Source organism: Nostoc sp. FACHB-280 (assembly GCF_014697615.1).
GTDB lineage: Bacteria > Cyanobacteriota > Cyanobacteriia > Cyanobacteriales > Nostocaceae > Nostoc_B.
In genome coordinates, this window is record NZ_JACJSD010000062.1 from 24371 (window position 1) to 34456 (window position 10086).

The following is a 10086-nucleotide window of genomic DNA, read 5'->3' on the forward strand; positions in this document are numbered from 1 at the left end:
TTTTCCACAGACTTACTTAATAGGATTTTGGATTTTGGATTTGTGATTTTAGATTGAGAGCTTAAAAACTAGCAATAGTAATACTGTTACCTCCTAGCGCGAAAGTGCTGAGTAAATAATTATTCCCCCCTGCCCCCTGCCTCCTGCCTCCTGCCTCCTGCCCCCTGCTATAACAACTAACAAAGTTTTGTATATTTTTGATAAACATCTACCCGATAAACCCGTTAATGGCAGTGGGTTTCACGCAAATCTAGCGTTTTTTGACATAACGATCGCTACAATCTAGGATAAACAAAACCTTCAGAGTATGTGCAGATGCTCACGCAGCTATGGCAGTGGCTTAAAACACATTCAAACCAGCCTACTAGTAGTAAACAGACTTTAAAAACTGTTAGCGAACAGGAAATGGTAGAACCACCTCCTGAATTAACTAATGCTGATTTGGAACTTCTGTATACCCAACTGCTAGAAGGGGTACATCAAGGACGAGGACAACAATGGGCAATCAAATATCTCCAACGGATGGAAGACCGAATTAGTACCGAACGTTGGATAGATTGGTTACTCATTTATGGTGAACGATTGTTAATCTCCTCTGGGCCGCCTAATCAGCAGTTAGCCTCGCAGATGATCCAACTAGGGGAACTCAATATCGGCAAAGTTGGTGAACTTTCCTATGACATTGGTATTCGTTTAATGACGAGTCATACCGATGACTGGGAAGAAGCTGCTGAGGAACAATCTGTTGTCTCGACAACGAATGAAGCAACGAACACTCCAGGGCAGAATTTACTGCGGAATTTGGGCGAATCGCTATGGGAGTACGAGGAAGCAACTGCACAACCTCCAGAAAATGCAGTTAATCAGGTTGCAGATATGACATCATCCTCGGAAGTTTCGACAGAGAATGTCGCAGAAATTATTTGGGAGTATACAGGGGAAGAATTTGTAGTTAGTACCATACCCCAAACAGAACCCGCTCAAAATACAGATATCCCGATTTGGGAATATTCTGGGTCAGCATTTACCACCACAGCAGAGGAAACTAGCGCAGATGATTTAGCCGCCAGTCTTTGGGGTGATCCCACAGCCGAATTGACTGATAGTCCACCGCCTCTAGAATACGCCACGGAAAACACAGATATTCCCACTTGGGAGTATGCACCAGAAACGGCAATAGATAATTTAGCTGCTAGTCTTTGGGGAGACACCGCAACAGAATTGGTAGATAGTTCACCACCCCAGACTACAGAAAACGTGAATACATATCCTGGGGAAGCAGAAAGAACAACAGCAACCAGGGAAGACACCGCAGAAGAATTTGCACCCGCCGCCACCGTGGCTTTTTTAACTCCGGCGGCGGAAGATGTAATTGGTAATTTGGGTGAATTGTCACTAGAATATGCTGATGAACAAGCCAGACTGGTGCGAACAGGTGTTGCTGAAAATGCTTGGGATCAGTATCTGGCCAATTTAGATCCCACTGTGGCCTACACTTTAGATGAATTGTTGGGCAGGTTGGATCAAAGCGCCCATTTGGTACAGCAATTGGCAATTAATCTGACAACACAATCTAGTCCGTCTCCCCCAACTACGCCAAATCCAGCTAATACGGCAATTCAAGCCCAAGCTTGGTTTTATCAAGGTTTGCAACAAGCCAAAACGGGGGATTTGGCAGGTGCGATCGCATCTTATGACCGCGCCATTGAATTACAACCAGAATCACCTGAGTATTGGTTTAATCGTGGTTTGACTTTGTTCCATTTAGAACGATTTGCCGAAGCGGTGGCGGCTTATGACACAGCAATTGATCTGAAACCAGACCATTACAAAGCTTGGTACAATCGTGGCGGTACGCTGGGAGAATTGGGATTATTTGCCGAAGCGATCGCATCTTTTGGTCAGGCGATTGCAATTCACCCCAATTACCCCGAAGCTTGGGCGAGTCAGGCTTTGGCGTTGTTGAAGTTGGGGCAAGTTTGGGAGGCCATTACCAGTTACGATCAAGCTTTAGAATTGCAACCCCAAGACCCGGAAACCTGGTATTACCGAGGCATTGCTTTAGCGGTTAACGAACAATATGAAGATGCGATCGCTTCTTATAATCAAGCTTTAGAACTGCAACCCGACTATTACGAAGTTTGGATTGACCGGGGTGTGGTGCTGTTTAATTTGAGACAGTGGTCAGAGGCGATCGCTTCTTGGGATAAAGCCTTAGCAGCCCAATCTGATTTTTATTTGGCTTGGTATAACCGGGGTGTGGCGCTGGATAACTTAGGTAGGCGGGAAGAAGCGATCGCCTCCTACGAAAAAGCGATCGCTATTAAACCCGACTTTCATTTAGCTTGGTATAATCAAGCAGTCGCTTTGTTTTATTTAGACCGCTATACTGAGGCGATCGTTGCCTACGACAACGCACTACAAATCAAACTGGATTATTGGGAAGCTTGGATTGGTCGAGGGACAGCAATCGGTCATGTACCAGAAAGTTATGTCTTAAATTTATTAACTAGCGTCGCCATCAATTACCCAGCTTTAAGACAAGGCGGTTATATAGGTAAACTCGCCAGCTATGAACAAGGGTTAAAACACATCCGTCCAGACACTCACCCAGAGGGTTGGGGTAGATTACATTTGGCGATTGGTAATACCCATTATGAGCAAGGTAAAAAACAACCTGCTTCTCGTCAACATTGGCGCAAATCTGTATTTGAATACAACCAAGCCCTGTTAACTCTCAGTTGGGAAGGATTTCCCCAATTACATTTAGAAATACTGCAATCTTTAGTCAAAGTTCTGTTAGGTTTAGGACAAATTACCCAAGCCCAAGAATTACAACAACGGGCGGCTAATTTATTGCAAGCATTGTTGAGTGATGCTGCACGTTCTGATGAAAATAAAAAACAGTTGGCGCTAAAATTTGCGGGAATTGGGCAATTAGGCGTTGACTTTTTAGTAGAATCGGGTGACTTGGTAGAAGCTTGGGAATTAGCCGAACAAATCAAAAATGCTTGTTTGCAATGGCTAATATTTGGCTGGCAAAATGAAATTTATTTTCTTAACTATAATTCAGTTCAAGAGTTACTGAACCCCAACACGGCAATTATTTACTGGCATATTAGCCCAGCAGCACTGCACACATTTATTATTAAAGATGGCGCTCCTTCGCCAATTTTAGTGTTTATTCCTGTGCAAGCAAGGGGTAATATCTCATCAGCAAATAATAAGCCTTTACAAGAGTTACCATTACCAGAATCAACACAAAGATTGATTGCTTTTGAACATTGGTTAGAAGATTGGCATAAAACTTATCAAGATTATTGTGAACAAGCCCAAGACCCCCAAACTAAAGGCAATCATGTTTGGCGATCGCAGATGGAACACAGGTTGTTAAATCTGCAAAAAATTCTCGAAATTTCCACAATTACCCAGGAATTGGAAGGAATCACCAACCTCATTTTAATTCCGCACCGCGACTTAGCCAGATTACCTTTACACCTGCTGTTTAATCTGCCTAATTCTGATGCAGAAATACTCAATCTTCCCGCAAAATTTATTACAAATTATTTGCCTAGTGTCCAAGTAGGGTTGAACTTACAACCCAGAAATATAGAGAACTGGCAAGAACAGATATTACTGAGTGTTGAATCTCCAGCACAGACAAATTATGCACCACCAAAATTTGCCAAGTTGGAATCAGAAGTTATTACCCAGATGTTTGAACATCACCAACGCATCCAAGCTGAAGCCGCTATTAAAACTACTGTGGAGAAAGCCTTAGCTGATGATTACAATCTCTTGCATTTTACCGGGCAAGTTATCAACAATTTCATTGACCAAAATAAATCAGAATTAACATTAGCAAGAGAAGAAAAACTCACCCTTACAGAAATCTGTCAAAAAAACCTCACTAGTTACAATTTAGTCTTACTATCGGCGTGTAAATTTACCAGTCATATTAACCAAAATATTACTACTGAATATGTCTCTTTGGTGAATGGTTTTCTGTGTGGTGGTGTCCCGCAAGTAATTAGTACTCTGTGGAATGTGGAATCATCGGCGAGTGCATTATTAATTATCGAATTTTATCGCCGGCTGCAAGTCAACAAATCACCAGCCACGGCTTTAACAGAAGCAACTACATGGTTACAAGAAGTCACCGCCGGCGAATTGGCTATTTGGTATGAAAATTTAATTAAAACTCTGCATCCAGATGAGTTACGAATTAGGACTTATTTAGCTACACATTTATATAGAATTAGCAAAATAGTTCCTGAGAGAAAGCCTTATAATCATCCTTATTATTGGGCAGGTTTTATCATTACAGGGAGGAATTAAGAGGCTGTTTTGAAGAACAAAAGAATAAAATCTTTCTTCCCAACTCCCTATTTCTTAGCGGAAAGTCTAATTGCTTTGGGCAGACATTCAGTGTAGGATGCGGCAGATAAGAGCGATCGCTAAGGGTTTCCGTCGTGGTTTATGAACAAATCAAAGCCAAATTACCGCAGAGGTTTTTCCCAAAATCAGAAAACCCACCAGTTGTAGAACCGGAACCGATTTTAACTCCTGTAACTTTGCCACCACCAACGCCTGTGGGGGTGGATATCATTTACCACAAATATCGCTGCTGGACGGGGAATACTTTAGGCTGTGAATGGACAGAAAAAACATTAGAACAAAACCCGACGGCTAAAACTTGTCAAAACTGTGGTTTTCCGGCGATTATCCCTGCTAAAACTGAATTTCGGGGATATAAAGGGCGATATCGCATAGATAAGTATATCGGAAATCGCGGTTTAGGGCGTTTATATCAGGGAATACAGCTAACAGACCAACAGCCAGCAATTATTAAAGAATATTTATTACCCCAATTGGTTTTTAACGCTGAAGAAACCAGAGACAGAAAACAAGCTTTTGAACGTTTGGCTGGTTTGAGTTTAGCTGATGGAAGAATTCAAGATATCCGGCTAAATTTTCCTTGGGATGCAATTTCTGATCCAATTGCTGAACGCTGCTATCTTGTTACTAATGGCAATATCGATGCTTATCCTACTCTCAGAACATACCTAAAAGCTACTAATAAACCAATGTCTGAGAGGGAAGTGTATCGTGTGCTTGACCAAGGATTACAAACTCTACAATTTCTCCACGGTCAAAAATTTAGTTTACCGACTGGACAAATACAACAGGGAATCGCTCACGGTAATATTCATTTAGATAGTCTGCTGATTATGGCAGATACAGCAGAATTTTTTATTCATTTAACAGATTTATCATCATGGGAAAATTTATTTAATTTATCAACAAGTAAAGCTGTGATTCCGACTGTGGCGAAAGACTTAGTTGATTTAGGATATGTAGCTTTTTATTTATTGCAAGGTAATATTATAGATGCAAATATTGACCCCAGAAAAGAACAATATTGGCAAGGAATAACTCTTGAATTTAAAGCTTTTTTATTCAGGCTTTTAGAATTAGATAAGCCTTTTAATAATGCTGAAGAAGCTAGAGAAGCATTATTACGAGTTTATCAGGTTTTACCAAGGGAAATATTAATAACTACAGAACAACCAGAAACCTCCAAGCCAAAACTTTATCGTCCGTCGATATTACTATTAAGTATTTTGGGGGGATTATTGTTATGTGGACTGATATTATGGCTAGTTCAGCGATGGAAATCTCCAGAAACTGTGATGGAAGAACCTGTAGTTTGCTGTTTAAAAAGCGTGACTGGTGTACCTGGGGGTAAATTTAACTATACTGGTGAAAAAGACAGTACTTGGAGTTTTATCCGGCGACAAAGCAATTTAATCTTGCAAAATCAAACACTGGAAGAAACGTTAAAGGCAAGTCAGCCAAAATTGCAGTTAAATTATCAACCAGAGGATAGTATAGAACAAGCGATCGCCAGCGTCAAAGATAAGCAAAAAGATTTTGCGATCGCTAATATGGTAGAACCATTGACTCCAGAGTTAAAACATCAAGAATTTGCGTATGATGGTTTAGTGGTATTTGTAGCTTTTAGTTACTCCAAGCGCGATAAAAGTCTACCACGAGCTTTAAATGGTCAGATTAGTATTCAGCAATTACAAGATTTATATACAGGTAAAATTACTAATTGGCAACAATTAAAAGGAGCTAATTTACCTAATTTACCAGTTAATATTTACATACCCAAAGACGCAGAAACTATCAGAATATTTGAACAGCGAGTACTCAGGAATGAAGAAGCGATCGCAACTTTCCGCTATTTAAAACAACAGCAACAATCAAACACATCTTTTACCTATTCTGGTATCAATATCACACCTTTATCAACCTTAGAGATGCTACAAAAAGTCCTGCGGGACTTTGAAGAAGATAATATTGGTAGTATTGGTTTTGCTACACTCAGTCAAGTATTTGGTCAGTGTTCTGTTTATCCTTTAGCTATAGCAGATAAAGATAAAGCCGCAGTACAAACTTTAGTACAAGATAATGGAAAGCCAATAAATCCAAATACTGATTTATGCGATGATAAAGGCAGTTATCAGCCTAACATCCAAGTATTTAAAACAGGTAGCTATCCCCTCAGCTATTCATTAGTTGTATTGTATCCGGGGGATAACAGCCGTCCTCCCATCGGTCAAAAATTTGCGGAAATGCTAAGAACCGCAGAAGTACAGCAAATATTAGAGAAAACTGGTTTAGTACCGCTAAGTCGTCAATAAAGCAGTAAAAGTAGACTATTGGCTAATTGTCGAGGTGACAAATTGGCGGATATATATAAATCTATTTCTGTAATTGTTTAGCTATGAATGATGACAGTAATCAGCAAAAAAAACTTGCTAAGTTAGCAGGTAAGGTAATATGCGATCGTCAATTGTTATGGAAGTTGACAGATAAAGTTTATGAACTGATGAAGGAAGATTTACAGCAGCAAAAAGAAAGACTTAAAAATTAGATAGGAGTGAGTTATGGCTAATACTAGCCGAGAATTAAACTATGTTACCGCTAATAGATTTTATGTTGAAATTGAGAGTAATATTACCGCCTGCTTTACAGAATGCCAAGGCTTAGGTGTGAATATCAAAACTGAAAAATTTGCTGAAGGTGGTGTGAATAATCAACAACGAGTTTTGTTAAGTCCCGCAGATTTTTCTGATGTTACTCTCAAACGGGGAATTACAAATGACTTAACTTTTTGGAATTGGATGAATAAAATTTTAAGTGGCTCAATAGAACGACGTAACGTCAATATTTTAATATTTAATCAAGCTGGTGAAACCATGCAATGTTGGACTTTAATTGGTGCTGTACCTATCTCATGGAAAGCACCAGGTTTAAGCGCCGATTCTAGCACAGTTGCTATTGAAGAATTAACTTTAACTTATGAAGGCTTAAAAGTTGATAAAACAAGGTCTGGCGGTGCATCAATTTTATCAGGACGCGATAGTTCAGGTTCATTTGCTAGTAATTAAAAGTATATGACAGAAAATCTGACAACAGGTTTTAGTTCAGAACCTTCAGAACCAGAACTAAATCTAGGTATAAAGCAACCTTTATTACCTCATCAACCTTTGGGAAGTAAATTTATTAGTCCTAAATTTTTATCACCATTAGGAGCAAAATCACTATCAAATTTTGATTCTTCCATATTTTTTAATCCAGTCATCACAGATTTTAACATCATTGAAAATTCATTTCAAGATTCACCTTTTTTTTCTGAATCTAAATCACAGCATTTAAATACACCAAGTCATTCTGAAGGAAATAAAGTCAAAAAAAATAGCTCAAATTCACCCAACATTCAACAAAAATCAGCAGGAAGTAACTCCAGTTTAAGTAGAGATATATTATTAAATCAGGACAGTGATATCCGATTATCTCCAAGTGAAGCGATCGCTAATATAGATATAACCACACCAAACACGAATCATATCAAACCAACAATAGAAAATAATGATATTGGCGAAATAAATAAATTATCAAACACACCCCAACAATCACAGAAAATATTATCAACTCCTGATACTAAAGAGTCAAAATTAATTCAACCACAAATCAATACTAATAATTTTGTTACAAATCAAAAAAATGAGACTCTACCCAATCCATCGCAACCAAGACAACACACATCATTAACTATTCAACCGCAAGCAGATAGTGGTAAAGCTGAATATTCACAAACTGAGTTAAATGAAAAAGCGATCGCACCTTCCAATCTTGGTACAGAATCAGAGATTATTCAACCAAAACTAGATAGTGATAATTCTGTTTCTACTCAACCAAAGATAGTAGAAATTGACAACTCACGAACTGCGTTAAATGAAAAAGCGATCGCACCTTCCAATCTTGGTACAGAATCAGAGATTATTCAAGCGAAATTAGATAGTCATGATTCTGCTTCTCTCCAACTAGAGATAGTAGAAAATGACAACTCACGAACTACGTTAAATGAGAAAGCGATCACACCTTCCAACACTGGTACAGAATCAGAGATTATTCAAGCGAAATTAGATAGTCATGATTCTGTATCTCCTCAACCAGAGATAGTAGAAATTGATGAATCACAAACTGAGTTAAAACAACAAGCGATCGCACCTTCCAACACTGGTACAGAATCAGAGATTATTCAAGCGAAATTAGATAGTCATGATTCTGTATCTCCTCAACCAGAGATAGTAGAAATTGACAACTCACAAACTGAGTCAAATAAAAAAGCGATCGCACCTTCCAACACTGGTACAGAATCAGAGATTATTCAACCAAAACTAGATAGTAATAATTCTGTCTATCCTCAATCAGAGATAGTAGAAAATGAATACTCACAAACTGAGGTAAATGAAAAAGCGATCGCACCTTCTAATACTGTTAGAGAATCACCAATTATTCAAGCAAAATTAGATAGTGATAATTTGGTTTCTCTTCCATCAGAGATAGTAGAAAATGACTACTCAAGAACTGAGGTAAATGAACAAGCGATCGCACCACCTAATACTGCTACAGAATCAAACATTATTCAAGCAAAAATAGATCAAAGTGATTATGTTTCTACTCAACCAGAGATAGTAGAACTTGACGACTCACGAACTGCGTTAAGTGAAGAAGCGATCGCACCTTCCAATACTGCTATAGAATCACACATTATTCAAGAAAAAATAGATAGTAATAATTCTGCTTTTTCTCAACCAGATATAGTAGAAATTAACGACTTACAAACTGTGGTAAATGAAAAGGTAATCGCACCTTCCAATACTGCTATAGAATCACACATTATTCAAGAAAAAATAGATAGTAATAATTCTGCTTTTTCTCAATCAGAGATAGTGGAAATTGACGAACCACGAACTAAGTTAAACCAACAATTGATCGCACCTTCTAATACTGGTACTGCATCACCAGTTATTCAAGCAAAAATAGATAGTGGTAATTCTGTTTCTCCTCAACCAGAGATGGTGGAAATTGATCATTCACTCACTGAGTTAAACCAACAAGCGATCGCACCTTCTAATACTGGTACTGCATTACCAGTTATTCAAGCAAAAATAGATAGTGGTAATTCTGCTTCTTCTCAACCGGAGATAGTAGAAAATGATGACTCACAAACTGAGTTAAATAAAAAAGCGATCGCACCTTTCAATACTGGTACAGAATCAGATATTATTCAACCAAAGATAGTAGAAACTGACGACTCACAAACTGAGTTCAATAAAAAAGTGATCGCACCTTCCAACACTGGTACAGAATCAGAGATTATTCAAGCGAAATTAGATAGTCATTATTCTGTATCTCCTCAACAATTTGATGAATCACAAACTGAGTTAAAACAACAAGCGATCACACCTTCTAATACTGGTATAGAATCAAGTGTTATTCAAGCAAAAATAGATAGTAATAATTCTGTTTCTCCTCAACCAGAGATAGTAGAATTTGACAACTCACACACTGAGTTAAAGCAAACAGCGATCGCACCTTCCCATACTGGTACAGAATCAAACATTATTCAACCAAAATTAGATAGCGATAATTCTGCTTCTCCTCAACCAGAGATAGTAGAAAATGACTATTCACGAACTGAGATAAATGAACAAGCGATCGCACCTT

5 protein-coding genes are annotated in these 10086 nt (G+C 38.5%); all 5 read left to right on the forward strand.

Going from position 1 to position 10086, the window contains the following annotated elements; all coding sequences use genetic code 11:
- The first annotated feature begins 315 nt into the window (after positions 1-315).
- A complete protein-coding gene (locus H6G75_RS29275) occupies positions 316-4338 on the forward strand; it encodes a tetratricopeptide repeat protein (protein WP_190983416.1) in 4023 nt (1340 codons plus the stop codon).
- Between the two features lie 134 nt (positions 4339-4472).
- On the forward strand, positions 4473-6710 hold the full coding sequence (locus H6G75_RS33845; RefSeq protein ID WP_190983417.1) for a substrate-binding domain-containing protein: 2238 nt from the start codon (positions 4473-4475) through the stop codon (positions 6708-6710).
- 83 nt (positions 6711-6793) lie between these two features.
- Entirely contained in the window at positions 6794-6943 is a 150-nt protein-coding gene (locus tag H6G75_RS29285) for a hypothetical protein (RefSeq protein ID WP_190983418.1), read from the forward strand.
- Positions 6944-6956: 13 nt separating this feature from the next.
- Positions 6957-7460 carry a phage tail protein gene (locus H6G75_RS29290; RefSeq protein WP_190983419.1) on the forward strand — a complete coding sequence of 168 codons (504 nt, stop codon included), beginning with the start codon at positions 6957-6959 and terminating at the stop codon, positions 7458-7460.
- A gap of 6 nt (positions 7461-7466) precedes the next feature.
- The coding region (locus tag H6G75_RS29295; RefSeq protein WP_190983420.1) for a hypothetical protein at positions 7467-10086 on the forward strand (2620 nt) is incomplete at its 3' end.

Bases quoted from the DNA above. Each gene is read 5' to 3' on its own strand.
- H6G75_RS29275 (WP_190983416.1), top strand. From the start codon at position 316: ATGCTCACGCAGCTATGGCAGTGGCTTAAAACACATTCAAACCAGCCT.
- H6G75_RS29285 (WP_190983418.1), top strand. From the start codon at position 6,794: ATGAATGATGACAGTAATCAGCAAAAAAAACTTGCTAAGTTAGCAGGT.
- H6G75_RS29290 (WP_190983419.1), top strand. From the start codon at position 6,957: ATGGCTAATACTAGCCGAGAATTAAACTATGTTACCGCTAATAGATTT.